Annotated in this window: 20 protein-coding genes and 2 pseudogenes; 6 read left to right on the top strand and 16 right to left on the bottom strand. The window is 51.1% G+C overall.

Annotated elements, in window-relative coordinates; all coding sequences use genetic code 11:
• Nucleotides 1–411: 411 nt before the first annotated feature.
• From ACX93W_RS13000 to ACX93W_RS12970, 7 genes are all read right to left on the bottom strand, one after another.
• Complete coding sequence (locus tag ACX93W_RS13000) at nt 412–1,758, bottom strand: sodium-dependent transporter (protein WP_459392798.1); 1,347 nt, start codon at nt 1,756–1,758, stop codon at nt 412–414.
• Nucleotides 1,759–1,936: 178 nt separating this feature from the next.
• Nucleotides 1,937–2,446, bottom strand: a complete 510-nt coding sequence (locus tag ACX93W_RS12995; protein WP_459392797.1) for an alpha/beta fold hydrolase — start codon at nt 2,444–2,446, stop codon at nt 1,937–1,939.
• 85 nt (nt 2,447–2,531) lie between these two features.
• Nucleotides 2,532–2,888: a nucleotide excision repair endonuclease gene (locus tag ACX93W_RS12990; RefSeq protein ID WP_459392796.1), complete on the bottom strand. Its 357-nt coding sequence runs from the start codon at nt 2,886–2,888 to the stop codon at nt 2,532–2,534.
• Between the two features lie 124 nt (nt 2,889–3,012).
• Nucleotides 3,013–4,968, bottom strand: a complete 1,956-nt coding sequence (locus tag ACX93W_RS12985; protein ID WP_459392795.1) for a GTP-binding protein — start codon at nt 4,966–4,968, stop codon at nt 3,013–3,015.
• 631 nt (nt 4,969–5,599) lie between these two features.
• The gene (locus ACX93W_RS12980) at nt 5,600–6,496 is read right to left on the bottom strand and encodes an AraC family transcriptional regulator (protein ID WP_459392794.1); all 897 of its coding nucleotides are present in this window, start codon (nt 6,494–6,496) and stop codon (nt 5,600–5,602) included.
• Between the two features lie 83 nt (nt 6,497–6,579).
• Nucleotides 6,580–7,563: a phosphotransferase enzyme family protein gene (locus ACX93W_RS12975; RefSeq protein WP_459392793.1), complete on the bottom strand. Its 984-nt coding sequence runs from the start codon at nt 7,561–7,563 to the stop codon at nt 6,580–6,582.
• 184 nt (nt 7,564–7,747) lie between these two features.
• A complete protein-coding gene (locus tag ACX93W_RS12970; RefSeq protein ID WP_459392792.1) occupies nt 7,748–7,900 on the bottom strand; it encodes a MerR family DNA-binding transcriptional regulator in 153 nt (50 codons plus the stop codon).
• Nucleotides 7,901–8,011: 111 nt separating this feature from the next.
• Between ACX93W_RS12970 and ACX93W_RS12965 the strand changes: the two genes are divergently transcribed.
• Nucleotides 8,012–8,773, top strand: a complete 762-nt coding sequence (locus ACX93W_RS12965; protein WP_459392791.1) for an SDR family NAD(P)-dependent oxidoreductase — start codon at nt 8,012–8,014, stop codon at nt 8,771–8,773.
• A gap of 69 nt (nt 8,774–8,842) precedes the next feature.
• Here ACX93W_RS12965 and ACX93W_RS12960 read toward each other — a convergent pair whose 3' ends face one another.
• Complete coding sequence (locus tag ACX93W_RS12960) at nt 8,843–9,595, bottom strand: SDR family oxidoreductase (RefSeq protein ID WP_459392920.1); 753 nt, start codon at nt 9,593–9,595, stop codon at nt 8,843–8,845.
• Nucleotides 9,596–9,750: 155 nt separating this feature from the next.
• On the opposite strand from ACX93W_RS12960, the gene ACX93W_RS12955 reads away from it, so the two are divergent.
• The gene (locus ACX93W_RS12955) at nt 9,751–10,116 is read left to right on the top strand and encodes a winged helix-turn-helix transcriptional regulator (protein ID WP_459392790.1); all 366 of its coding nucleotides are present in this window, start codon (nt 9,751–9,753) and stop codon (nt 10,114–10,116) included.
• A 73-nt stretch (nt 10,117–10,189) separates the two neighbouring features.
• Here ACX93W_RS12955 and ACX93W_RS12950 read toward each other — a convergent pair whose 3' ends face one another.
• Nucleotides 10,190–11,557, bottom strand: a complete 1,368-nt coding sequence (locus tag ACX93W_RS12950; protein WP_459392789.1) for a methyl-accepting chemotaxis protein — start codon at nt 11,555–11,557, stop codon at nt 10,190–10,192.
• Nucleotides 11,558–11,784: 227 nt separating this feature from the next.
• Entirely contained in the window at nt 11,785–12,747 is a 963-nt protein-coding gene (locus ACX93W_RS12945) for a helix-turn-helix transcriptional regulator (protein WP_459392788.1), read from the bottom strand.
• Between the two features lie 111 nt (nt 12,748–12,858).
• On the opposite strand from ACX93W_RS12945, the gene ACX93W_RS12940 reads away from it, so the two are divergent.
• On the top strand, nt 12,859–13,338 hold the full coding sequence (locus ACX93W_RS12940) for a GyrI-like domain-containing protein (RefSeq protein ID WP_459392787.1): 480 nt from the start codon (nt 12,859–12,861) through the stop codon (nt 13,336–13,338).
• A gap of 22 nt (nt 13,339–13,360) precedes the next feature.
• Nucleotides 13,361–13,825, top strand: coding sequence for a phage tail protein (locus ACX93W_RS12935; RefSeq protein ID WP_459392786.1), 465 nt, complete (start codon nt 13,361–13,363; stop codon nt 13,823–13,825).
• 127 nt (nt 13,826–13,952) lie between these two features.
• On the opposite strand, the pseudogene ACX93W_RS12930 reads toward ACX93W_RS12935, so the two are convergent.
• A pseudogene (locus tag ACX93W_RS12930) lies at nt 13,953–14,327 on the bottom strand (ankyrin repeat domain-containing protein); the annotation flags it as partial.
• A gap of 263 nt (nt 14,328–14,590) precedes the next feature.
• On the opposite strand from ACX93W_RS12930, the gene ACX93W_RS12925 reads away from it, so the two are divergent.
• Nucleotides 14,591–15,775: a hypothetical protein gene (locus tag ACX93W_RS12925; protein ID WP_459392785.1), complete on the top strand. Its 1,185-nt coding sequence runs from the start codon at nt 14,591–14,593 to the stop codon at nt 15,773–15,775.
• Nucleotides 15,772–18,777 carry a DEAD/DEAH box helicase gene (locus ACX93W_RS12920; RefSeq protein WP_459392784.1) on the top strand — a complete coding sequence of 1,002 codons (3,006 nt, stop codon included), beginning with the start codon at nt 15,772–15,774 and terminating at the stop codon, nt 18,775–18,777. Before ACX93W_RS12925 ends, ACX93W_RS12920 begins: the two co-directional genes overlap by 4 nt.
• A gap of 90 nt (nt 18,778–18,867) precedes the next feature.
• Here the strand turns inward: ACX93W_RS12920 and ACX93W_RS12915 are convergent, their stop codons facing one another.
• The 5 genes and pseudogenes from ACX93W_RS12915 to ACX93W_RS12895 form a co-directional block, all read right to left on the bottom strand.
• Nucleotides 18,868–19,743, bottom strand: a complete 876-nt coding sequence (locus ACX93W_RS12915; protein WP_459392783.1) for a DUF4097 family beta strand repeat-containing protein — start codon at nt 19,741–19,743, stop codon at nt 18,868–18,870.
• Nucleotides 19,744–19,922: 179 nt separating this feature from the next.
• Entirely contained in the window at nt 19,923–20,816 is an 894-nt protein-coding gene (locus ACX93W_RS12910; RefSeq protein WP_459392919.1) for an AraC family transcriptional regulator, read from the bottom strand.
• 220 nt (nt 20,817–21,036) lie between these two features.
• Nucleotides 21,037–21,273: a DUF6953 family protein gene (locus ACX93W_RS12905; protein WP_459392782.1), complete on the bottom strand. Its 237-nt coding sequence runs from the start codon at nt 21,271–21,273 to the stop codon at nt 21,037–21,039.
• Nucleotides 21,274–21,414: 141 nt separating this feature from the next.
• Nucleotides 21,415–22,863 carry a DEAD/DEAH box helicase gene (locus ACX93W_RS12900; RefSeq protein ID WP_459392781.1) on the bottom strand — a complete coding sequence of 483 codons (1,449 nt, stop codon included), beginning with the start codon at nt 22,861–22,863 and terminating at the stop codon, nt 21,415–21,417.
• A gap of 322 nt (nt 22,864–23,185) precedes the next feature.
• Nucleotides 23,186–24,263, bottom strand: a pseudogene (locus ACX93W_RS12895) (beta-xylosidase family glycoside hydrolase).
• Between the last annotated feature and the right edge of the window lie 6 nt (nt 24,264–24,269).

Here is a 24,269-nt window from a genome sequence, read left to right as displayed (position 1 = left end):
ACGGACACGGATGTCCATTAGCGTTTTTAATTGAATCAGATACGCGGATCGGCTTTTTGGACAGCCCCATTATAATAAGGGAAAGCCATTAATCAGCCTTCTCCAAAATCTCGCTTACTTGATCTAGACGCAGCGTTAGTTCATTGCTTTCCGATTCGCACAAAATGTCGTTTACAATCAGACGCAGACGATCCCGGCATTCATGAATGACCGGCCCCAATTCCTTGCCTTTATCCGTTGTATAAATCGGAAAACCTAAATTTTGTAAAGGATTTCCCAAATAAATCTATTGGAGCATGTTCCACACATAAAAAACGGACGGCGGTTGGAATACCGTCGTCTGCTTATCGTCTGTCTGATTGCATTAGATTGTTGTTTGGAGATGTCGGTGCCGACATCCCTTTCCACCCGCTAAAACCGGATAATTCCCGATGTGTAGAGAAGCACCAAAACCATCAGCACCGGTGCAATATAGCGCAAGGTAAAGAGCCATACGCGGAGCCACGCCATGGATAGGCCGGCGGCATCGGCCGCCTTTTTCCAATAATAGCCCGTAAAGATGGCGATCAGAATCCCGCTTAGAGGCAGCATGATATTGGAGGTCAGAAAGTCCATCCAGTCAAAAAAGGTTTTGCCTCCAAATGCAAAATCCGGACGAAGCCCCAATGACATGGAGAGAGGAACGCCCAGCACAAAGCTGCTCGCAGCGATGATCCACACCGATTTTTTGCGGCTCCATCCCCACTGTTCCTTGGCGAATGCAATCGGAACCTCCAGAATCGACACAGCAGATGTCAAAGCCGCAATCGCCAGCAGCAGGAAAAACAACCCGCCAAACAGCCACCCCAGCGGCATGGAGGAGAAAGCCGCAGGCAATGCGATGAACACCAGTGACGGCCCTTCATTGGGCGATATGCCAAAGGAAAAGGTCGTCGGGAAAATGATTAATCCCGCGATCAGCGCATAAAGCAAATCGCCAGCCCCGATAGCGGCCGTAGCCGTACCCAGCGACTGCCGCTGGTCAACGTACGCTCCATAGGTCAGCATGATTCCCATCCCGAGAGACAGAGAGAAGAATGCATGTCCCAGCGCAACAAGTCCGGATTCCGGCGTCAGCTGCGTAAAGTCGGGCTTGAGGAAAAAGCTCAGCCCTTCCTCCGCTCCCGGAAGCGTGATGGCCCGAATCATGAGGAGAACGAGCAGCACGACCATGGCGGGAATCAGGATTTTATTGTATTTTTCGATGCCGCCTTTGACGCCCTTCACGACAATTAAACCTACCAGCAGCATGGCGATGGCCTGCCAGACAAGCGGCATGTAGCCTGAAGTATACTGACTGAATTGCGCTACGAAATCGCCGTTTTGGAATAAACGCCCGCTAAAGGCCTGAACCGTATAATGCAGCGTCCAGCCAACAACGATGACATAAAAAGAAAGGATCAGAAACGGCACAAGCACTTGCAGCAATCCCGCCGCCTTCCAGGACCGCCCCGCTCCCAGCTTGAGAAAAGAATGAGCTGCGCTCGCCCGGCTGCTTCGTCCAATCGCCAATTCCGCAAGCAGGATCGGAAACCCTACCAGCAGCAGACATACCGTAAACAGCAAGAAAAATGCAGCTCCCCCGTATTGGCCTGTAATATACGGAAACTTCCAGATATTCCCCAATCCGGCCGAGCTGCCAATGGCCGAAATGATAAATCCGGCTTTTGTAAATCGATCTTCCGACGTTCCCGATGGAACGCCTTGTTTTTTTCCCATTTTCTACACTCCTGTTCAGCGCCCATTCAGCATTTAGCACGTTGCCGTTACCCATAGGATGCCTATTCATTGTAAATGCATAAACGATTGTATTCACCATACAATTATTGCCTGTCCCTTGCTGTGAGCAGGCTCACTCGTTCAGGAGTCTAGCGGCGCTGATTAGGGAGCATCTGTACTATTTTGTAAACAACTTCCTTCTGATTCGACCAATGGATATAAGGGAATGAGCCACCAACAGATATGGCGCTTTCTCGCCCGCTACTTGAAGCAGCTCATGCAGTTCGTTACTTACTGTGTGGATGTCTCTGGGGATACTTGTTGTTTCGCTCCACCCAAACCCTGCATGGTCAAAAGCAACCGTCCTTGCATAGGGCTGCAATTCATTCAGCAAGGCATAAAAATCCGTATAGGCGCTTGGCGTTCCAGATCCCGCAATAAACACAACCGTGGTGTCTCCTTCACCAGCCCCATATAGATGCATTTTGTGGCCATTTACGGAGTAAATCTGTCCTTCCGGCAAATAGCTGCGACGTTCAATTTTCACCATGACCGCTTGCCAAATACCGCCCGCAACGCATAGAAGAAGGACGATAGATAGAAGCTTGAGCCATCCATTTCGTTTTCTTTTTGGCGGCAATCCCTTTATATGCACGCTCTTACTCAAGTCCTCTCCCAATGTAATCATTTCGAAAACCCTTCTTTTCTGGTTATAGAAAAAGCCTCCGTTAAGAGGCTCCATCCGTCTTGCTCTGTTGTCTTCAATGCTGCCGTTACTTGTACAGCACCTTGTCGACATTGTATTTGGCCTTAAGCTCGTTAATGATGAACGTTTCATAAATCTCTCGATGAACAGGGTCATGAACGATGCAAACCTCGATTTTGACCACTTCGTCTCTGTGATTTTTCATAACGGATACGGTATCCTCAAAATGCTTCTTGATCCGGGGTCTTAGCTTGCGCGCTTTGCCCACAAACAAAAGCTCGTCCCGGTCATTGTAAAACATAAAGATTCCGCCGTCTTCTCTCGTAATCAGATGGAAATCGGTAAACCCGTTAATATGGCTGAGCTTGGGCTCCTCCTGCTTGTATATCGTTACATCCGGTTTTGGAATCGTAATAAGTATCATTGGGTAATCTCTCCTTTTTGAACACGCGCTGCCAACAGTGTCGCCTTATTATATCAGCCCGTATTGGGGTTGTCCCGAAAATTCTGAAGCCCTCCCCCCATTATAGCCCGGGCATTGGCAAAAGCTAAAGCAGGTGCATTTTGGCCTCCGCCTCGTCCCATGGCACCGAATACCCCGCTCCTTTGGCGCAAAAAATGGACGATGAGGTGTACATTGGATCGCTTTCCTTCCGGTAACCGAGCATTTCGATAACCTCCTCTGCATTATGGCACTTGTCGTAGCCGCCAAACACGCAGCGGATGCTGCCTCGCCCGTGCGTAAAGGAAGCAAATTCAGCGCTATAGTTCATAAAGGTCGATACGGGCGCCCTTCCTTGTATGATCGTCTGGCCGCCTTCTGTCTCAGGGGGCTGGAATGTGCCTGAAGCCCGCTGGATATCGGAGAGCACCTTTCCCATTTCATCAATGCCCACTTTAATTTTAAAATCGTAAAAGGGCTCCAAAAGCAAATTGTCCGCTTTCTCCAATCCCTGCCGCAGCGCACGGAAGGAAGCTTCGCGGAAATCGCCGCCATGCGTATGCTCCTTATGCGCTGCGCCTCGGAGCAGCGTTATTTTCAAATCGGTGACCGGCATGCCCGTCAAAAGCCCGTGATGCTCGCGTTCATGGAGATGCGTCCGAATCAAATTCTGGTAGCTGACATTAAGGCCATCGGGGTGGCATTTGCTTTGAAATTGAAGTCCGGACCCGCGTTCCCCCGGCTCGATTAGGAAATGCACCTCGGCATAATGCCTGAGCGGCTCAAAATGTCCATAGCCCGTCACAGCGGACGTAATCGTTTCTTTGTACAGGATTTGCGGTTGGCCAAATGCGACGGAGAAGCCAAAGCGTTCCTTGACGAGCTGCTCCAGCACTTCTAATTGGATCAACCCCATAACGCGAATATGAATCTCTTGCAGGGCTTCATCCCAAACGACATTCAGGGAAGGGTCCTCCGCGTTCAGTATGCGAAAAGCGCCGAGTACCTTTTGCACATGGATGGAATCGTCAAATTGCACTTTCGACTGCAAAGTCGGCTCCGAGTCATAGGTCACTTTATCATTTAACTGCCCCAGACCTTGACCCGCTTGGGCGGACGATAATCCCGCAACGGCAAAAAGATCACCGGCCTTTACTTGATCCACCGACTGCGATTTTAGGCCATTCACCAATGAAATACGTGTAATTTTCTCGTCATATTCTACCCCGCCGCTTTCATAATGGAGCTGTTCCCGTACCTTCAAGCTGCCGCTCAGCGCCTTGATGTAGGTAAGTCTCATTCCGCTGGCATCATGCCGAATTTTATAGACCCGCCCGCTGAAGGGAGCCGCCTCGTCATAGGCGGCCGTTGTCAACCGGTCCAACTGGTCCAAAAATTCCACTATGCCTGTATCCTGAAGCGCGGAGCCTGAAGCGCAAGGGAAAATACGACCTTCGGCCATCAGTTTCTGCATGGCCTGTTGCCAGAAGGGCCCGTCGTCCCGCCCCTCCAGAAAAGCTTCCAGCGCCAATTCGTCGCGTTCGGCCATCATTTCCCGCAGCGGCTCGTCTACAATCCCGTCGACGAAACCGGCCGTAATAGGTAAGACATCCCTTGTTAGCTGCTGGCGTATATCATCTTCGACCCTGTGGACATCCGCGCCAATCCGGTCTATTTTGTTAATAAAAATAAACGTCGGGACCTCGTGCTTGCGCAGCAGTCCCCAAACGGTTTCGGTGTGGCCCTGAACGCCTTCAACCGCGCTGACAATGACGATTGCATAGTCGATAACCCCAATGGCCCGCTCCATCTCCGGGGAAAAATCGACGTGTCCGGGCGTGTCGATCAGATAATAAGCGCTACCCCTGTAGTCCATGATCGCTTGATCGGCGAACACCGTAATGCCTCTTGCCCGTTCGATGTCATGGCTGTCCAGAAATGCATCCTGATGATCCACCCGCCCCCGCGACCGTATGCTGTTCGTATGGTACAGCAGCTGTTCCGCAAAAGTCGTTTTGCCTGCATCCACATGAGCGAACAGGCCAATCGTTAGCGTCTTCATATGTATCCCACTTTCACAGCTTCTTCTCTAGTCCTATCATTGTATCAAAATAAAACGCAAGCCAACATCACCAGACAATTAGGCAACTGCCAAGCAGCTCCCGTGACAGGGGAGCAAAGACATAAAGGCAAAGAAACAATAACACAAAGGCTTAAAGTCACAAGACACAAAGACACGAGGCACCAAGAAACAAGTAACGAAGACAAATAGCAAACATGCAAAAAACCATCCACTTGCGGCAATTCCCCTTTTAAGCAAACCGTTTAGCAATAAAACGGGTTGCTTTAGAGAAACTCTCAATGCGGATGGTTTTTTGTGCAACTGTAGGCATGCTTTCTTAATGGCTGAACCTTATCATCAGCACTTGAATTTACTAAGCAAGGTGTTAAACCTTGAAGTCTGTCACCTTTTTTCAAAGATGGACAGCGACAGCAAACGTTTGCCTTTTGCCCGTTGCCTTTTGCCTGTCTAACGGCCACCGATGACCGCTAGGGCCCAAAATAGGTACATTGACTTCGGCTAACGGTCACCGGCGTCCTTTAGAGACCCAAAATTCGTGTTTTGGGGATGAATTTCAGCTTTTACGGTCATGGATGACCATTAGAAATGGACATTGCATCAAAACAAGGCTTTAACGGTCATGGATGTCCGTAGCGTGCACCTTTTTAACCGGGATCCAATATTCGACGGGGACTTCTTCCGTGTAAATCTGTTTTTCTTCGCCAATCTTGATTTCAGGCCCAATCTGAATTCGCGATCCTTCAGCCTGCTCATACCCTGAGGACGGAAAATATTCCCCGTAAATTTGCTTCCACTTTTCCGGCCCCCAAGGGATATGGACATCAATAACCAGCCAGGTTGAGGCAGGCACATGAAGCGAAGCAAAGTGCTCCGGGCAAGGCTTGGTTGATGCAACCGACATGTAGTAATCATAATCATTCGTTTCACTGTCGGGGTCCCCTACATCGACATGAAGAATACCGAATGGCGCGACATCATTAAGCGCTTTTAATTCATTGTATGTTTCCTGGGTCGTGCTTTTCCACACCTGTTCGACGCCGGGATGCTCCGCCATCTGGACGGGAGTCACCCGATTGGTTATCCCGATCACTTGAAAAGCTTCCTTGGTTTCAATCCTGAATTTCATCGGTTCGCCACCTCCAATAGATAGTCGGAAGGTCATTGGAGGATATGCTTTAATGGATCGACCGGACGCTCTCATCTCCGTTGGCGTCATGCCATGCTGGCTCTGAAACGCGCGCGTAAACGCATCGGGCGAGTGGTAGCCGTATTTGACGGCAACATCAATAACTTTGATCGAACTATTCTGCAATTCAAAAGCAGCCAGCGTCAAGCGCCTGCGCCGTATATATTCATGGAACGGAATGTCCGCCAGAAAGGAAAACATTCTTTTGAAATGATAGATGGAGCAGCAGGCGTGTTTGGCGATCTGGCGTTCATCGATGTCATCCTCCAGATTTTGTTCGATGTAGTCCAATGCCTTGTTCAAATGCTCAAGCATATTCATCTCCATAACCTCCCTTCGATCTCACAATAGCAGGAACGTTTTCCCGGCATCCGACCGATAGCGTTCAATCTTTGCAGGGGTTCTTACAAGACAATATCGCAGCCATCAAAAGGCAGCCCTTCCTTGATCAGCTCGACTCCGTTGGCGATGGCGTTTTTTTGAAAGCCGGTGAGGCGGCTTTTATCCCCATTCCAGTCCCCTAACCACCAGAAAAAGGAGCTGATATTTCTGTAGTCCATAAATAGGGGAATCTGCCGGAGCCAATACTTATCCAGCGCGGTTTGCTTGAGATATCCAGTTAGAAACTCATGCAAAAACAGGTTCGCAAATTCATGCCTCGACTTGCGCGTTCCCTCCGGTTGTCCCAGCCAAATCGCTTGAGCGGCAGCAATGCCAATGTCCAAGGCAAACCACCCATATAGACAATCGTCGAAATCAAAAACCGTTATTTCTCCCTGATAAATGTGGAAGTTATAGGGATGCAAATCATTGTGAATCAGCCCGTAGGAGGCTGAATCCTTCGGCAGTGCTGAAATAACGGCTTCAACCGATTCCAGCTTTTTCAGCAAAAAGCTATAGTCTCCCTCTTGAAGATAGGGATTGTTGATTATCGCAGGGGACCATTTGGCTCTCGTTAACCCAGGATCGGCAGGGTGATAGGCCTTTGTTAAATGATGAATGCTGCCCATCATCTCCCCCCATTTTCGGAAAAAGGAAGGGCCCCATATCTCAGGTTCCCTGTCAAAAAAATGACCTGGCGCCATCTGAAAAGCGGTCGCCATGTACCACTTCTCATCTTCATTCAAAACAGCGGTTAATTGTCCATCCTCGGTTGTAATGGGCAGCGAAGCGCGTACCCCTTTTGCAACAAGATAGCGTATCCAGTGGATTTCTGCTTGAATACAATCCTTATAAGGCAAGGGTTTCTGGGATAATCGCAGAATATAGGACCGTTCATTTTTGGAGAATCGGTATACTTCGTTGCTTGTGTTGCTAATAAACGCCAAGGTGCCGGCATCAAATCCAAATGCCTTCGCGGCTTGTTTCAGCAAGCGTTGATTTACCATGGTGAAACCTCCTCATGCTAGGTTTCCCGGCCGGGTACAGCTCTACAATACCCCTATTTTCGAGAAAGAAATAGACTTATATTTTCTCCTGAATTAAACTAAGAATTAAGCACAAATCTTTTTTCCCCTCTAAAAAACGGCCTGTGGCCCCTGCCTGCATGTCCGCCCACTGAACTTGTTTTGATCAGCCAATGCTACCTTGTTTATTCATAAACTCCTTGTAAGCCGATATTTTGTACTCCAGCATCCCATCCGCAGACTCCAACGTTTTTTCGTAATATCGCAAGGTATGAGCGCTTATGCCAATTATTTCGGATACTTCCCCGATGGTGAACATGAGAAACCTCCATGCTGAATTTATTGTTGACTTAGAGCTTACTCTAATCAGTATAATCAACTCATCATTTGGCTACAATCGCCAATAAGAAGCCGATGGGGAGGATTTTTCATGAAGTATACAGTGATTACAGGCGCAAGCTCGGGGATTGGATATGAATCGGCTCTTGCTTTTGCAAACCGTGGGAAAAACCTGATTCTTGCGGCCCGCAGAACGGACGAACTGGAGAAGCTAAAGCTAAAAATCAGCGAAATAAACCCGAACCTGGACGTCATTATTCATACAGTTGATTTGTCTGTCGCAGATCAGGTCTATTCCTTTTACGAAAGCACGCGGGCTTATGAGGTCGAGACGTGGATTAATAATGCCGGATTTGGAAACTTTGCTTCTGTAGGGGAACAAAACTTAACAAAAATCGGAGCGATGCTCCATTTGAATATCGAGGCTTTAACCATTCTTTCCTCTCTTTATGTGCGAGATTACGCCGAGGTGGCTGGAACCCAAATTATCAACATTTCATCCGGTGGCGGATACACCATTGTTGCCGATGCCGTCACTTACTGCGCGACAAAATTCTATGTTAGTGCCTTTACAGAAGGCCTGGCGCAAGAACTGATCGGAAAAGGGGCCGCCATGCAGGCCAAGGTGTTAGCGCCTGCAGCAACGGAAACCGAATTTGCGAAAGTTTCTTTTAATGTGGATCAGTTTCAATATGAAGGTGTCGTTCCCAAGTTCCATACTGCGCAACAAATGGCCGGATTTCTCTTGGAGCTTTATGATAGCCAGAAGGTCGTTGGCATTGTTAATGGCGAAACTTATGAGTTCCACTTAAGAGATCCTTTGTATCCTTATGTGACAAGTACAAGGAAATAACAGGGTAACCTCTAGAGGTGCCCTACAGCTCTTGAGGCATTCAGCTTCGATGTTTAGGCGTTGCCTTTTTTATATTAGCGTATAGCCGCCATCCGGGAACAACGTGCTGCCGGTCGTGAATGCGCTGCTCATGAGGTACAAGACGGTTTCGGCGATCTCTTCTTCCCGGCCAACGCGCCCAACAAGCGCCAACTGCTCGTAATCCTTGAAATGCTCGCCTCGCGGCGTCCCCTCCTGTCCTTCACGCCAGATCGTGCCCGGAGATACAACGTTAACTCGCACGGGCGCCAGTTCGACGGCAAGCGCTTTGCCCAAGCTTTCGATTGCTCCGTTGCAGGCGCCGTAAGAGGCGCCGCCATGCAGCGGACGCTGACTGAACGCGCCGGACATGAGCACGATCGAACCGTCGGCGGACAGGTAGGGAGCGGCATATTTTGCAGCAAAATATTGCGGCCAGAACTTCCCCTCGAAGCAGCTCATCGCCGTTTCCCGATCCGAAGAAAGCGGGCCGCGCGTATACGAAGCTCCCGGCGTAAACAGGTGGTCGATCGGCCCGATTTTCGCAAAAAACCGTTCCAGCTCCTCGTCTCTCCGATTATCCAACTGGTAGGTCCGGATTTTTTGCCCCGTCCTCTCTCCGACAATCTCGCTCGCACGCCGCAGCTTTTCTTGAGATCGTCCTGCAATGATGACTTCCGCTCCTTTTTGCGCCGCCATTATAGCCGTCGCCAGTCCAATGCCTGAGCTGCCTCCAATAATAACAACCTTTTTCTGTTCCCACTGCGTTTGTTTCAAGTTTCCCAGCTCCTTTTTTTGCTCCATTATGAGGGCGGTTTGCAGGTTGCGCCAGTAGACACTTTGTCCGTACATAGTCCGAAACTTCGTACTTTTGCGCTGCTGCGGGGCATGGGTGCGAAAATCAGCAGAGTCCGTTATGATGAATATATAAGATGAAGTTTTATTAAAGGGGAAGAAAAATGGATCTGCAGGAACCTAGGTTAAAAGGCGTTATTGCCACGCTGGAAGCGATCGACGGGAAGTGGAAACCGCTGATTCTGTTTATTTTGCTTGTCGACGGCACCAAACGTTTTGGGGAACTGCGGCGGATGATTCCGGATGTGTCGCAGGGCACGTTGAGCAAACAGCTGCGTGAGCTGGAACGGGACCAGCTGATTGAGCGAACGCTGTTCCCCGATGTACCGCCGAAGGTGGAGTATAGCTTGTCACAGCACGGACGCACTCTAAGCACGATTTTGGACGCTATGTGCGGATGGGGAAGATCGCATCTGAAGGTATTGGAGAAGACGGAGCCTCAATGGTCGAATGACAAAAGCCACGACTAATTGCCCGGAACAACCCCACGGACAGTAGACGTGGCTCAACAAGCCAACATAAACCCCAAAAACGTCGTACAAATCAAACCTTAAAGCGGGAAACCAAGGTTTGCAGATTCTGAGCCAAATGCGCCAGCGCGTCTGCAGACGAGGCGATTTCTTGAACGGAAGCGACCTGCTCCTCTGTCGAAGCGGAAATACTTTCTGTCCCAGCCGCGTTTTGTTCGGATACCTCATTAATAAACTGAATGGCCTGGACAACCTCTACGGTGCTGGCGGACATTTGCTCCGAGGCGGCGGCAATCCCCTCTACCTGGGAGGTCAAGGCATCAATTGCCGTATTGATGTTCATAAAGGCTTCATCCGCTGTTTGCACCGAGCGAATGCCGTTGTCCATCTTGGCCACGCCGCTGTTCACGCTAACGATGACCCCGTCGATTTCCCGCCGGATTGTCTGCACCAACTCCGCTATGTGCTGCGTGGATTCCCCGGACTGCTCGGCTAACTTGCGGACTTCGCCCGCAACAACGGCAAAGCCGCGTCCATGCTCGCCTGCACGGGCTGCTTCAATCGCAGCGTTTAGTGCCAGCAGATTTGTTTGCGACGCAATCCCCGTGATAGTGGATACAAATTGACCAATAGCGACTGAATGATCCCTTATACGCTGTGCCGTCCCAGCAAAATCTTGAACATAAGTGCTTACATCCTTCATATCGGTTACAGCGCTTTGAATTTTTTCAGTACCCGTACGTACAAGCCCTGTCGCTTGCTGCGCTGCCGAGGAGGCCTGCTGGGTGTTCGATGTAATGAAATGAACGCCATCGGACAGTTCCTTAATTTGCTGAGCGGTATGCTGCAGGCTAACGGCCTGCTTTTCAATTCCGGTTGCCGACTCCTCCGTGATCAGGGCGACTTGCTCCGACGCTTTGGACGTTTCGCTGGCATTGACCGACAGTTGCTCGGACGACTCCGCAAGCTGCATCGCTGTAGGTTTCCCTTTATTTTCCGAAGCATTTATGTACCAGGGGCGTTTGCGCGGATCATAGTCGGGAGGATTTACCGCACTTTTCGGAGCGTTTACGTATACGCCCTGATCGGTTCCCACCGAAGCTAACTCCACGTCGCCGTGTTTTTCCTTGTAAGCATCCAGCACTGCCCGTACAAAGGGATCCTCATCCCCCTGAACCCGTCCGATCTTGCCGGCTGGCAGCTGATCTGCCAAAAAATCCACATTTTTTTCGGTAGCGCCAATCATTTGATTAATCGTTTCATTCAGCACGGCCAGCTTGCCTGACGCGCTTGCAAACATTTCCTCCCGCACCTTGTCGCGGGCAGTATCATAGGAAATTGTCCCTATGCTAAGGCTTGGCAGCAATAGGATTACGGCGAAAGCCCAAACCAGCTTGCTGCGTAAAGTTAGGGATTTTCTCCAAAACCGCTTTTTGTTCATGTTGTAGCTCCCGCTTTCTCTAAGGTAGTATGTCTCATTTTATAGTAGGGGGCTATTGGGTCAGTTTCAACAAAATTCGATACATTTACATGAAATTAATGTTATGGCCAGCATGGCACAACAACCCGTATTTTCGGGAAAAATCAACGTTACAAATGAGGACTTATTGCAGTAAGGGCAATAGCCATCAGGCTGCGTTTATTTCTTATTTTAGGGAATATTATCCTTTATTGCGAGTATTGAGCCAATCGCTCTTGAAGTCTCTCCGCCATTTCCTCCGGCAGCTCCTTGATCTTGAGATCTCTGCCCAGGAAAAGCAGCCAGTTGATAAATTCAGCCTCCTCCTCCGAATCGTTAACGTTGACACAAGCTTTTAAAATGGCCTTCGTCTGGAAAGGATCCGTGTAGGACAGCGAAAGCGTTAAGGGATGATACTTTTTAAACTGGGCAATCGCCCTGGGGCCAAGCTCAAGAACAAGGTTGATGGCCTCCTCCTGCTTGCTTAGCTTGTCCTTTATTTTTTTCCGGCTTAACCGCCTACTCGCGGGGTAAGGCTCTACTTCGATCAGATGATCAACGGAAAAGATTCGTCTCTTTTCTTCCGCTAAGTCGAAGCCTTCTATGAGCCAAAGGCTTTTTTCGCGGTATAAATGCATCAGATAGATGGGATACGACTTTGTTTCGTTTCCTTCTCTGATCGTGATCCACAGGTAGCTGTCTGCCAGAAGGATGCCAATAAGTTTCTCCAGAATGGGATGTGGCAGGTCCGACAGCTCAAGCAGGTCCGGGTTATTGCGGTTGGTCCCTTCAAAAAGCAGGATTTGGTTCAACAAAACAAGATCGTCCTGCTGATTTTGCGAGATCAGTCCCAATAACTTCTCCGCCAAGGACTGGCGACTCTTCAAGTAGGGAAGCTGCTGATTCCTTGTCGCCATAAAAGCGATAAACAACGCTTTAATTTCGTTATCCGTAAAACGAACGGTCGGCAAAACGGAATTGCTCATGACAAAATAACCCCCGTCCCTGCCCACCTCAGCGACAAGCGGCATCCCCATGGCCTCGATTTCCCTGATATCCCGTATGGCTGTCGAACGGGAGATGTTAAATTCACGCATAATTTCGGAGATGGTGAAGGAAGCGCGGTTGTTGATATACCGCATGATGATATTGATCCGTTCCACTTTTTTCATCGCGGCCTCCTAAGGCGTCTTAAACAGTATCACTTTTTGACATGATTAAAGGCTATTATAAACGCAACAGGCAAAAAGCAAAACCATTTCACAAAAAGGATGGATGAAAACATGGCAAACTACACAATTGAAGCAAAAGAAAGCTTTACCGTATTGGGGATGGGAACGGATCTTAAGAGCGACTATACTGACTATGCCGGCATCAACAAGGAGAAGCAGGAATTCTGGCATGCTGTTAAACAAGACGGAAGGCTTGACGCATTAAAGGCGGTGGCGGCCAATGACTATATCTTCGCTGTCAGCGAAGCCGTCAACCATAAAATGATGTATTACGCCGGCGTGATGACGGATGCCTCATTGCCTGAAGCCACTCGGGTGATTCAATTCCCCAAAGGCGAATATCTGGTTGTTGAGGGTGAAGCCGAGACGTCCGACGCGCTGGGTAACCAGCTTACCGGAATTGCCTTTGGTCAAGTGCTGCCGGAAGCGAAAGACTTTGCCTACGTGGGCGGACCCAACACAACCGTGGAGATGGGACAGCGAGATGGTTTGGTGTTCGGCGAAGTTTGGATTCCCATCGTCAGAAAATAAATCGATTATTGGAGGAATGGACATGTCCTACGCAGTAGATTTTAAGCAGGTATCGACGGTTGGCCTGGAGGCCTCGCCCGTGCAAGAAGCGCTGGCTGGCCTGCGCGCGAACGAAGCCCGCTATTTTATGAATAAATATAAGCATGAATTTATCGTAACGCCGGCTGCCGAAAGCACTGAGACGCTTGAATACGTAAACCGGATTCTGAAGGAGGAACGCGGCATTCAATTTGCCGCCAAACCGTTGGAAACATCCAGCTTCCAAGTGGAAAATATCCGGTGGACCTACGTGTTTTATGAGGACGGCCTAAGCGTCAACGTTTTGTATACCCTCGATGATTCCAAGAAACGCGCGGTTGGGTTCAAGCTTTCCGAAGGAATGGACGTGCCTCCGGAGTTAGAGGGGAAGTTTAAGTTTGCCCGGCAGAAGTCCAAGCTGGCCGGAACGATTCGCGGATCTTTTTTTGTGATTAAAGGAGAGTATTGAGGAAACGGTTCGGCAATGGAGCGATTGAAGCAATAGGACGATTGAGGCGATAGATCGTGCGGAGATGGGTCACATTGAGGACTTGGAGGTTAGAGGGGCCAGAGGGGTTGGAGACAACGGCCTCGCTTCACAGTTCCCCTTCCATAAATCGAATGAGGTAATCCTCAGGCTTTGCGAGGAAATCGGGAAAGCTGCACAAGTCCTCATAAGTCCGATGCTCCTCATCATAACAGCCCAGAACCTTGTTTTTTGGGTTCCAGACCAAATGCAGGCCAGAGTAATTGTCGATGGCAGCCGAAAGACGCAGCAGCTTTTGCCTGCCGACTTTCATCTCGATCGTATCCATCCATGCAAAAAAATCGATATACGAAATATCATATTCATTTGGCGCCAGTTCAAGGCGGAGGTTGTCCCCCGTTAGAAAGTCCACCAGCTCGCTGGGTAGCTTGTATGGTTTAAGCGCCCGCTTCTTGTTTTCGGCATTATGGAAATCAGCCGGTTCCCCTATTGTTTTGGGACTCTATGCGCTCCCGCTCATTTATCGTTATAATGAAGAAATTGATTCATGAGCGGCCCAGGGGGTGTCCTCAAACTCCGCAGGGAGCAGATATTGCCGAATTTTTGTCCCCTGCAAGGCGCTTTTTCGAAGGCTTACCGGGAGTAAGTCAAGAAAAAGCAACGAAGCAGGGGTCGAAAAAGCGGTGACAGATGCCCTTCAATGAGTTTGAAGACACGCCCTAGCTCAAGAAAGGAATGTCCGCCCCAATGAGGAAATCCGAGCCGAATTCACTGACCGAGCTGAGCGTTGCCCAGTGGCAGGACTTAATCTCCGACAGCGCCAATAGAGCGGTGGCCAGCCCTTACCAAGCAGACTATAGCAACGAGGTACGCTCCCTTGTGCACCCTTTTATGTCGGAGTTGACAACCGGGGAGGCTTGGCTGTTCGAGCTAAACATTGGGCTTTGCCTGCTCCGCAAGCAATCATCCGGAAGCCACGCGGGTTACTTCGCCCATGTGGCAACATCCGAAACAATAAATGCAATCGAGACTCACCTCAAAAGCGTGCTGCCGCAAGAGCATGCGACCAAGCAGCGAGAGCGGCTGCTGGAGACCGCCGCATACATCCGCGAGACGGCAATCGAAGATGTGTCGGCTCCGACCGCCTATCTGGATATCTACGTCGAGCTGTGGATTACGCTGATATCGCCTATGGCGAACGATCATCGTCTCTTTAAGGAGGAACTTGCCCGGCTAGATGAAGCCGTGGGGAAGGCCAATGGACTCTTCCCGATTGTCGCCCGCGCCTGGATGACATTTTGGCTAGGAGAGGATCAAGAGGCTTGGCGGCTGCTCGAAGCGGCGGAGCGGCATCGGCTAAAGCCCGTTCAGGTGCTCCGCTTCCTGCGCTTGCTGAAGGAGAACAGCGAATGGAGCCGGCTTGAAGCCTGGCTGAGCCATTGCGCGACCGAGCGTATCGGGCGCAGCCCCGGCAGCCTGGATGAGTACGGACGCTACTGGGAAGCCGTCGTGGAGCAATTGCCGGAAGCCGAAGACCAAATGTGGAGCGCGATTACGAGCCTGCTCCCCTACTCCAGCAGCCTCTACGAGGAGAATCTGCTGCGTTTTGGCCATTGGCGGCAGTGGGTCGATTACCAGCTTAGCCTTGGCAGCGATCCGCTTGAATTTCGAGCAAAAGACCTGCAGCCCATCGAAAAGGGATCGCCGGAAGCGCTGCTGCCTTTTTATCACCAAGGAGCGGAAAAGTATCTGTTGTTAAAAAACCGCGACAGCTACAAGCGGGCGGTAAAGCTGCTCAAACGGCTGGCCAAGCTGTACAAGAAATTAAAGCGCGAGCAGCAGTGGGAGGCGTACATGGAGACATTCGCCAGACGGAATAGCCGGCTGCGTGCGCTTCAGGAGGAGCTGCGCAAAGGAGGTTTGATTCCATGACCACGACTATCTATAACCTAGGTACCATCGCGGTTCGGATGATGCTGACGTCGCATGGCGACGCGTTGTTTTTTGGGGACCCGGATTCCTTAAAGGAAACCACCGGACTTCAACTGAAGAATCGCCTGTTTGCCTGGCATGAACCTTCCTTCTACGGCACCGAGCTGGAGCTTGTCAAAATCGGGGAGCTTGAGGCCGTCGTGCTGCCCGCCGAAGAAGTTATTTCCTTCTTAGCTTCGGCGCCGCTTCTGGCGCATATCCAGTGGACGTGGCACGATGATGCCGCGCGTTTGGCCGCATTGGCTCCCCTGCTGAGCGAATGCTTGGAGAAACGGCTGTATGCGCCGGACCTTACGGCTTACCGCAGCGGCTCGCTGCGCTGGATCTGGGATGCATCGGCGGTTGGAGCGACCTTCGGACAGTCTCGCCGCAACGAATTGGACCTCAATCGCGGCGGCTGGAACGATGAGGCCCGCGATGGGCTAAAAGCGGCCTTTTCGGCGGCCGTAACAAATGTCTTCTACGGAACGGAGGCCGACGAAGCGGATTTGCGCCGGGAATTCCCGGCTCTGTTCGCTCGCGAAAATGCGGCGGCCGCAACGGCCGGCCTGGATGCCGAAGCCTGGCTTGTGCAGATCGGCTGGAAAGCGGATGTTGCGCCGTTTCGCCCCATGCTCCAACTAATCGAGCCGTGGGAGGGCGATGAGTACTCCCGTTGGTGGCTGCGTCTTGTGCTGCAGGACAAAAGTGATCCCGCTACGCTCCGGAGAGTACGGCTCGGCGACGACGGCAAAGCGACCGGCAAGTGGCCAGACGCGTGGACGGAAGCCGTTAACAGCCGCTCGGCTGGTTGGCTGAAGCGGCTGCGCGCCAGCCTTCCGCACGAGCGGCTGTCGCGCGGCGAAGATGTGCTTGGCAAGTCTCTCGACGACGAGGCGGCTTGGCGTTTTCTGCACACGGACAGCCACCAACTGCTCGAAGCCGGTTGGCTGGTGCTGCTGCCCGCATGGTGGGAGGCCGCCAGCCGTAAAAAACCGCGGCTGCGCGCGGCGGTGCAGTCGGAGGACGAATCCAAGAAGCGCGGCGGCGGCAAATCGCTTTTTGGACTGGAAGCGATTCTGAACTTCGACTGGCGCATCTCCATCGGCGACGCCGACCTGAACGAGCAGGAATTCGACGAGCTGCTTGCACGGGGCGAGCGTCTCGTGAAATTCCGGGACCGCTGGATCGTGCTCGACCCGGCGCTAATCGCCCAGATCCGCCGCATGATGGAAGGCATGGACAAAAGCCAGGGACTGAGCTTTCAGGATGTTCTGCATTTGCATCTACTCTCGCTAGGCGAGGCGGACGGCGACACGGAAGGCGGGGCGGCTGACGCCCTTGCGGAGACATTGTCAGCCAATGCGGCCCGTGTTCAACTGGAGGTTGAACTGGATGCGCATTTGACTGGGCTGATCGCCAAGATCAACCAGCAGAGCGAATGGCCGCGGCTCGATCCGCCGGCCGGTCTGCGAGCTGAGCTGCGCAGCTACCAGCAGGACGGTTTTGCCTGGCTCGCTTTTCTCCGCCGCTTCGGACTTGGAGCTTGTCTCGCGGACGACATGGGCCTCGGCAAGACGGTCCAGCTGATTACCTACCTGCTTCACGCCAAGGAGCAGGCAGACGAGGGAATGGGACTGCCGTCGCTTATCGTCTGCCCTACGTCAGTGCTCGGCAACTGGCAGAAGGAGATTTCCCGCTTTGCCCCATCGCTGCGTGTGGCGATGCATTACGGCTCCGGGCGCAAAAGCGGCGACGCGTTTCGCAACGAGGCACGCAGCGTTGACGTCGTGTTGACCTCCTTTGCCACCGCCTCGCTCGACCAGGAGACACTGGCCGGGTTCCAATGGGGCGCAGTTTGTCTGGACGAAGCCCAGAACATCAAAAACGCCGGGACCAGACAGGCCATCGCGGTCAAAAGCTTGCCCGCGCTCCATCGCATCGCGCTCACCGGAACGCCGATCGAAAACAGGCTGGCGGAGTTATGGTCTATCTATGATTTTATCGTGCCCACCTACCTGGGGTCTGCCAAGGCGTTCCAGGACCGGTTCGCCACTCCAATCGAGCGTGAACAGGACGGGCGCCGCACGGCGGAGCTCAAGCGGCTGGTCAAACCGTTTATGCTGCGACGCAAGAAAAAGGACCCTGCCATTCAGCTCGACCTGCCGGACAAAAACGAGATGAAGACGTATGTTCCGCTGACCTCCGAACAGGCCGCCCTGTACGATAACTGCGTCAAGGAGCTGCTCGAGAAGCTCAAGCAGCTTGACGGCATCCAGCGCAAAGGCGCGATCCTTGGAGCGCTGACGCGGCTTAAGCAGGCATGCGACCATCCGGCGCTGCTGGACGAGGATACGGGAACGGAGCCTGAGGAGGGCCCGCCTCCTTCGGAGGCGATCGTTGCCCGCTCCTCCAAGCTCGAGAGGCTGCTCTCGATGGTCAAGGAGCTGCGCGAGTCGGACGAGCGCTGTCTCATCTTCACGCAATACATAGGCATGGGCAAAATGATTCAGGATGTACTGCAGCGCGAACTGGGCGAACCCGTGCTGTACTTAAACGGCAGTACGCCGAAGGCGCAGCGGGACCGGATGGTCGAACGGTTCCAATCCCGCGACCTGCCGCCCGCCGAACAGCCCAACGTGTTTATTTTGTCGCTCAAGGCGGGAGGCGTCGGGCTGAACTTGACTGCGGCGAACCACGTCTTCCACTTCGACCGCTGGTGGAACCCGGCTGTCGAGAACCAAGCGACCGACCGCGCCTACCGGATGGGCCAGACGCGCGATGTGCAGGTGCACAAATTCATCTCGCTCGGCACTCTCGAAGAGCGCATCGACGAAATGCTGGAGAATAAGCAGCAGCTAAGCGACAACGTCATTTCAAGCTCGGAGGGCTGGATTACCGAGCTGTCGACAGAGGCGCTGCGGGAGCTGTTTACGCTGCGGCGGGATTGGTCACGCGATTGAAAGCAAATAACACCCTAGAGATGACTCCCATTCCGGGCGCACCATAAAAAAACAGCAGGTCAGGAATCGCCCCCTGCCCTGCTGTTCCATTTAAGACGCAACCTTCAATTCCACGCTTCCCACTGACGACTTCAGCGTCAGCTTTGGTCCCCCGGTGCCAATCTTGCCCTTCAGCTTGTTCCCACGCTGTTCTTGGACATCCAATTCCTCGAGCTCCGAAGTGACCGTGCCGATTTCGCTGCTCATACTAACCTCAGCCGCCGCGGGAGCTTCCGCCAGACTAACACTAACCAAGCCTACACTGGATTTGGCGCTCAGATCATTCTCCAGCACGATGCCGTTTAGCGAAATCTCGCCTGCCTCGGCCTCCACGTCCAGTTCACCTCGCACCTCGTTCATCACAATTTGCCCTGCTTCGATTTTGGCCGTGATCTGTTCGGCAGCGATATCCTGCACCTCGATTTGGCCAAACGCGCTAGTGATATTCAGCTTATTATACGTTTTATCCGGAAGGGTAATCATCAGCCTGCGTTCCCCGCTCTGGTCTTTGCCGATTGTGCGGCTTTTCTCCTTCAAAGTCACCTTCAACGTGCCCGACTTTACTTCGGAGGTGAAGGTTATTTTGTTGCTGTCTATATTCCGATCCAGCAGGAGCTCCACCTCGGCCTGATCACCAGCGCCGCGGCTCACAAAAATCGCCAGCGCATCGCCCCTGACCTCGATTCCATCGATCTCATCAGCCTCATAGGTGCCGCTGCCAAGACTCACCAGCTCTCCGGAACCGGTTCCCTCGCCAATTACTGACTCTGTATCGATCACGGCCTCCTCGCCGATCACCTCATCTTCACTAATGACCGGCCCCTCTAGCTGCTCGGAAGTCACTCCCAGCAAGCTGCAACCGCTGAGTAACGTTGCCAGCAATGTGGCTGCCACGAGCAAACTTACGTTTTGTTTCATTTTTTTCATCCGTTGTCCGCCTTCTTTCCGACGCGTCTCACGCCGCTGTATAGACTCCATTGTATATCAGTGGAAATGGAACAACCTCGGACCGGGGACTATAACGGACCTAGACTCAGGTCCAGATTATGGGAAATAAAAAATGATTCACACCACTTTGAGACAAATAATAAAAAGCCGATCCCCAATCATTTTCGCGACTGTAGGATCGCCGATTCTTTTTTCATAACAGGTATCCATATCTCGCTCCTATACGTTGGCGATGTTACGTCTATGCTTTCATTCCATAAGATTTCAGGACCCTTTGTCAATTCGTAATTTACAGAGGGAAACCACTCCGAATAGATACGTCCCCACACATTTTGCAAGGTTTCGGGAAAGGGACCAATTGCTTCGAAGACAGCCCATAACGTGGCGGGCACTTCTAATTTCACCAAATGTTCAGGGCAGTGCATAGTCGTTGCCACGCCGATATAATGTTCAAGCTCCCCCTTTTCCTCCATTCGCCCTTCCGAAAAATTGGTGGACGCTTGGATAAGTCCCGTCGGTTCGACATTCGAAAGGCTCTTGAGTTGAGCGATATCATTAAGAGTTAAGCTCTTCCACATCTCTGAAATTTCCGAATTTACCCCGTTAAATTGAATGGGGACTCTCTTCATGATGCCTACGATATGAAAAGGCTCTTTTTCTACAATACGATAATTCATAGCGCTTCCTCCCTGAATGGTCAATTGGAAGGTCATTCGCGAATATGCTTTTAGAGAGGCAACATGGGATTTTACCACTGAGGGCAGGATGCCGTGCAAACTTTGAAAGGCTCTGGAAAAGGCATCTGCTGAGTTATAGCCGTATTTTACCGCCACATCCACAATTCTTAATTCGCTATTTTGGAGATCTAATGCAGCCAGTGTCAGCCGTCTCCGCCGGATATACTCCGATACAGTGATTCCCGCGAGAAACGAGAACATCCTCGAAAAATGATACTCCGAGCAATCGGCCAGCCTAGCCGCTTCCTTCAGGTCAATGTCTTCAGCTAAATTTTCCTCGATATAGTTTAGCGCTCTGTTCAGACATGCAAGCATATTCACTACATAACCTCCCTTCAGGTATAGAGTAGCAACTTTCGGAGCTGCCCATCCGACATCTCATGCACATGATTGTAGGATCAACCATATCCATACAGTCTCCATATATTCAAGCTTTGTTCCCAGATATAAAAAAAGAGGGTGCACCACCGTCATTTTTTGACTGCAAGCCACCCTCTGTTGAACTATTTGGTTTCAATACAACGTCATACACGTCTCAGGTCCAAGCCCACATGAAGCTGTCGCGTTCCCAGGCTATTTTGCCGCCGTGGAGCTTGCGGAATGCCTTTATAACCTCTTTGGACAACGAGGCATTTCCATTGTCATTCACAAATACGAACTGTTCGCCAAAATTGGTTTTTACATATTGGATTGCATCGGTCTGATATAACATTCCCGTAAAACGGATCTCCTTGACCATCCATTCCGCCACTTCCTGTGCGGTTACTTCCATGAGCTTTTGCCCCTTTCAATCAAACATCCAATGACCGCTTCTGATTCAAAATGCCTCCGGCAGTCCTCCCCATCATACTTCCTCAGAAGTTGCCCGTCCATTCCAAATCGCCTTTAGCTTATAAACAGGCGGAACCCTTTTTTATTTCCGGTTTGCCTGATGTACTTTCAGAAGCTTGCCTTTAATCGTTGTATTTTTCATGGTAGTAAGAACGAGATGTCCTTTGCCATTGAGGATATCCACGTAGGAGGCGTTATCCTCTATCGTAATAATCCCGATGTCTTCCGCCGTTATCCCGTCAATTTTGGCAATCGTGCCGACGAAGTCCACTGCTCTGATCTTCTTTTTCTTGCCCCCGTTAAAATACAGCTTCAGAACATCCTGATTCTTGCGCGAGCCCCGTTCCTTCTTAACCGTCTGCTGATTCCTTAGCTTTTCTTCAAAAGCAGGACGGGTATGCGCGACGGCCTCTTTGGATGGGGGCGTGCTCTCAGGAATTGAAAACCCTATGTATTGCTCGACATTGGTAACAAATTTGTCTTCTGTCGGCGTGGCGAAGGAGATTGCTGTCCCCGATTTTCCGGCTCTTCCCGTACGACCGATTCGGTGGACATAACTTTCGTTTTCTTGCGGAAAATCATAGTTGATGACATGGCTGATATTCTCGATATCGATTCCTCTCGCAGCAACATCCGTCGCGATCAGATAGCGGAACTCACCTTTTTTGAACGCGTTCATGATCTCTGTGCGATCGTCCTGCTCCATTCCCCCATGGATTCTGCCGCAAGGGTATCCGTGCTTTTTCAACTCATTAAATACGACCTCAACCCTTATCTGTGTCCGGCAAAAGATAATGCAGCTATCCGGATTCTCGACAACGGTGATATCCCGCAGCAAGTTAAGCTTATTTTCATCTCTGACGGAATACATGGAATGCTGAATTTGGCTTTTTGTCCTTGCCTCGGTTTGCACCTCGATGTCCAATGGCCGGTTCATATATTTGTGGCACAATTGCTCCACGTCCTTAGGCAACGTCGCCGAAAAAAGCATGGTCATCCGATCCTTGGGCAGCTCGCGAATGATCTTCTCGACATGCTCGATGAATCCCATATTCAACATTTCATCGGCTTCATCGATCACAAGATATTTGATTTGCTCCAAATCAATGGTTTGCTTCTCGATATGGTCAATCAGGCGTCCCGGCGTGCCCACGATAACGTGATTTCTTTGCTGCAGCTGCACCTTCTGTCTGGCGAAAGGCTGCTTCCCATAAACAGCGGTTGCTTTTATCCGTTTATATCTGCCGATATTCATCATGTCCTGCTTAACCTGATCGGCAAGCTCGCGAGTTGGCGTTAAGATCAGCGCCTGAGGCCGATTTTCTTGCCATTCCAGCATCTCGCAGACCGGAATGCCATAAGCCGCTGTTTTCCCGCTTCCTGTACGGGACTTGACGGTCATATCCTTTCTCTCCAGCGCCAATGGAATCACCTTGCGTTGAACCTCCGTTGGTTGCTGATAGCCCAAGCTGTCCAACGAACGGCTGATTTCCTGACTTAATCCATACTCTTTAAAGCCTTGCTCGCTCATAAGTAAACCCCTTTTATTTACATAACAACGAATGATTATGTTCTCGTGTCTAGGTTATATTCTATATGCAAAAAACAGATTTGGGAAACAAAAAGCCTCTATTCCCGCTTGGCTCTCTTGCTCATGGCCATGAACATTACCATCTCAGCCCCTTCATCTTCATGAGTGCGAGGTGCTCATAAGAAAAAGGAACTAGCCTCGCCGGGCCAGCTCCTTTTTTGAATGATACTGCGCAGGGACGGCGACTGGTCGGCCTTTGACCGCGCCGGCGGCGATCCCCTTAACACTATGCTTCCCTTATAGATTTGCCGCAGCTATTCATTCAATGGGGTTCGTCATACTCCTCATATTGGAAATAATCGAAGTCGGCATAGTTGCGTTCGCCGCTTAAGTCCTGGACGCTCAGCCCGACAAAATTGCCCGTGAATCGAATGTAATCCCCATACTCATCGGATAGATGGCTTACATCCAGCTCCGGCCCGATTTTGTTCCATTCTCCGCCCTGCACCGAGTACATAAATGTCGCTATTTCGCGTTCAAGCCTGACCTTCAGCCGATAGGTTCCTTCGCCAAGCGAAATATCGCTGTCCAGGATTTCATTATAAACTCCCTTTATGGATTGAATGATTCCTATGCAGACTCCTATTTCCTCGTGGTGCGTTACGCGCAAATAGACATAATCCCGAGTGTCGTAATACAGAATCAAACCCGCCATTTGCTGATAATGCTCCGGGCGAAACTCCATAGCCGCCTCCGCTTGGCAAAACATGGACTGCTGCCTGCGCGCAACAAGGCTTTGCCGATGCGTCGAGCTCATGGACTCCTGGCCCCAGAGCCGCAGCCAGCCCGGTCTTGCTGTTAAGGATAACCAATCGTTGCTTGCGGGAATGCGAAGCGTGCTCCATTGCAGCCCAAGCTCAACGCGATCAAAATGGTCCAGGCCAGGCTCTGCCGGGAATGGATGCGGCGGCAGCTTGGGCTTGTGCCGCGGAAAATATTTCTTTTGGGACCAATCAATCTTCTCTCTTCCTTGGAATACTCCTGAAGAACGATGCCCGCAAAGGAATTGGTTCCTTTCCTATGGTCCCAAATCATATTAACCAACCTTTGGCGGCCATCGTCGTCATGAAACAAGGAAGGATCGAAGCCGCTGCTGTTCAGATAAATGGGTTCCGACCAAGGCCCCATGATATCCTCCGCCGTCACCATATATCCATATTCAACTGAGAGGAACGCGTCAAAATCGAGGTAAGCGGTCGCCAATGCACCAAATCCCTGGAATGGTGAACGAGTACGCCAGGAAACCATTGAAATGTCGAGGTCGCAATATAATAGTCGTCACCTACTCGCACGATAGACGGGTCGGGATGAAATCCGCGCAGGATTGGATTTGTAATCATTTTTTT

It is taken from the genome of Paenibacillus sp. CAU 1782 (genome assembly GCF_054551715.1).
The sequence above is the reverse complement of the archived record's forward strand: the minus strand, read 5'-3'. Positions and strand labels throughout refer to the sequence as shown.

Coding starts and splice junctions, on each gene's coding strand:
- ACX93W_RS13000 (WP_459392798.1), bottom strand. CDS start 1,758: ATGGGAAAAAAACAAGGCGTTCCATCGGGAACGTCGGAAGATCGATTT.
- ACX93W_RS12995 (WP_459392797.1), bottom strand. CDS start 2,446: ATGATTACATTGGGAGAGGACTTGAGTAAGAGCGTGCATATAAAGGGA.
- ACX93W_RS12990 (WP_459392796.1), bottom strand. CDS start 2,888: ATGATACTTATTACGATTCCAAAACCGGATGTAACGATATACAAGCAG.
- ACX93W_RS12985 (WP_459392795.1), bottom strand. CDS start 4,968: ATGAAGACGCTAACGATTGGCCTGTTCGCTCATGTGGATGCAGGCAAA.
- ACX93W_RS12980 (WP_459392794.1), bottom strand. CDS start 6,496: ATGAATATGCTTGAGCATTTGAACAAGGCATTGGACTACATCGAACAA.
- ACX93W_RS12975 (WP_459392793.1), bottom strand. CDS start 7,563: ATGGTAAATCAACGCTTGCTGAAACAAGCCGCGAAGGCATTTGGATTT.
- ACX93W_RS12970 (WP_459392792.1), bottom strand. CDS start 7,900: ATGTTCACCATCGGGGAAGTATCCGAAATAATTGGCATAAGCGCTCAT.
- ACX93W_RS12965 (WP_459392791.1), top strand. CDS start 8,012: ATGAAGTATACAGTGATTACAGGCGCAAGCTCGGGGATTGGATATGAA.
- ACX93W_RS12960 (WP_459392920.1), bottom strand. CDS start 9,595: ATGGAGCAAAAAAAGGAGCTGGGAAACTTGAAACAAACGCAGTGGGAA.
- ACX93W_RS12955 (WP_459392790.1), top strand. CDS start 9,751: ATGGATCTGCAGGAACCTAGGTTAAAAGGCGTTATTGCCACGCTGGAA.
- ACX93W_RS12950 (WP_459392789.1), bottom strand. CDS start 11,557: ATGAACAAAAAGCGGTTTTGGAGAAAATCCCTAACTTTACGCAGCAAG.
- ACX93W_RS12945 (WP_459392788.1), bottom strand. CDS start 12,747: ATGAAAAAAGTGGAACGGATCAATATCATCATGCGGTATATCAACAAC.
- ACX93W_RS12940 (WP_459392787.1), top strand. CDS start 12,859: ATGGCAAACTACACAATTGAAGCAAAAGAAAGCTTTACCGTATTGGGG.
- ACX93W_RS12935 (WP_459392786.1), top strand. CDS start 13,361: ATGTCCTACGCAGTAGATTTTAAGCAGGTATCGACGGTTGGCCTGGAG.
- ACX93W_RS12925 (WP_459392785.1), top strand. CDS start 14,591: ATGAGGAAATCCGAGCCGAATTCACTGACCGAGCTGAGCGTTGCCCAG.
- ACX93W_RS12920 (WP_459392784.1), top strand. CDS start 15,772: ATGACCACGACTATCTATAACCTAGGTACCATCGCGGTTCGGATGATG.
- ACX93W_RS12915 (WP_459392783.1), bottom strand. CDS start 19,743: ATGAAAAAAATGAAACAAAACGTAAGTTTGCTCGTGGCAGCCACATTG.
- ACX93W_RS12910 (WP_459392919.1), bottom strand. CDS start 20,816: ATGCTTGCATGTCTGAACAGAGCGCTAAACTATATCGAGGAAAATTTA.
- ACX93W_RS12905 (WP_459392782.1), bottom strand. CDS start 21,273: ATGGAAGTAACCGCACAGGAAGTGGCGGAATGGATGGTCAAGGAGATC.
- ACX93W_RS12900 (WP_459392781.1), bottom strand. CDS start 22,863: ATGAGCGAGCAAGGCTTTAAAGAGTATGGATTAAGTCAGGAAATCAGC.